Here is a 1,181-nt window from a genome sequence, read left to right as displayed (position 1 = left end):
TGGAAGCGACCGGCGTTTACTGGTTACCGTTGTACGGTGTACTCGAAAGTGCCGGTCTGGACGTGCGCATGGTCAATGGCAGGCAGACACGCAACCTGCCGGGCAGGAAGACCGATATGGCTGACAGCCAGTGGGGGGCCACGCTGCACATGCATGGTCTGCTGCACGCTGGCTTCGTGCCACCGGCTGACATCCGCCGGCTGCAGGACTACCTGCGCCTGCGCGCCGATCATGTGGCGGCCGCAGCGGGTTGTGTGCAACTGATGCAGAAGGCTTTCGAACGCATGAACATCAAGCTGCACGATGTCATCTCGTCCCTGGCCGGCGTCAGCGGCATGGCGGTGGCGCGCGCGATCGTGGCCGGCGAGCGTTCGCCCGAGGCACTGGTGGCCCTGTGCGACGTGCAGATCCGGCGCAAAAAGGAACAGGCCGTGATCGAGGCCCTGCGTGGCACCTGGGCCGACGAGCACATCTTCGCGCTCGGTCAGGCATTGCAATCCTGGGACCACTACCAGAAACTCATCGCCGATTGCGACGAACGCATCGCCACCGTACTGCCGCCGCACGATGACACCCAACCGCCGCTGCCCAGGTCCACCCGACAGACCGGCATTAACGCCCCGGAGATTGCCAGGCTGCGCGAGATACTGGCCCAGATGTGTGGCGGACGGGATCTGACGAAGCTGCCCGCGCTGTCGTCCTACGGCGTGCTGCAACTGATCGGTGAGGTGGGTACCGACCTGAGCGTCTGGCCCACTGAAAAACACTTCACCGCCTGGACCGGACTGGCACCGGGCAGCCACGATAGCGGCAAACGCAGGAAAGGCGTCAGGCGCGGCCGCAACCGGACCGGACAGCTGTTCTGCATGATGGCCCAAAGCCTGGTACGCAGCCGGGATATTGCGCTGGGCGGTTTCTACCGCCGGCTCGCGGCACGCCGCGGCGGCCTGGTGGCCACCAAGGCGCTCGCGCGCAAACTGGCCGCCTGGTTCTGGCGCGTCATGGTCAAGGGCGACGACTACGTAGAAAAGGGACTCGCGCGCTATGAGGAGCAGGTCCGCAAAACCAGGGAACAGGCCCTCAAGTGCCTGGCCAGGGAACTGGGTCGCGAGCTGGTGCCCGTCCCCGCCGTCACTGGAACAGCCTGAAATCCCCGGAATGTGCGGGAGGGGTTCTTGGAA

The 1,181-nt window shown here is 65.2% G+C and carries 1 protein-coding gene; it reads left to right on the top strand.

The window, feature by feature from the left end; translation table 11 throughout:
* The coding region (locus FVF58_RS51095) for an IS110 family RNA-guided transposase (RefSeq protein ID WP_149676995.1) at positions 1 to 1,148 on the top strand (1,148 nt) is incomplete at its 5' end.
* Positions 1,149 to 1,181: the final 33 nt, after the last annotated feature.

The organism is Paraburkholderia panacisoli (assembly GCF_008369935.1).
Lineage (GTDB): Bacteria > Pseudomonadota > Gammaproteobacteria > Burkholderiales > Burkholderiaceae > Paraburkholderia > Paraburkholderia panacisoli.
The sequence above is the reverse complement of the archived record's forward strand: the minus strand, read 5'-3'. Positions and strand labels throughout refer to the sequence as shown.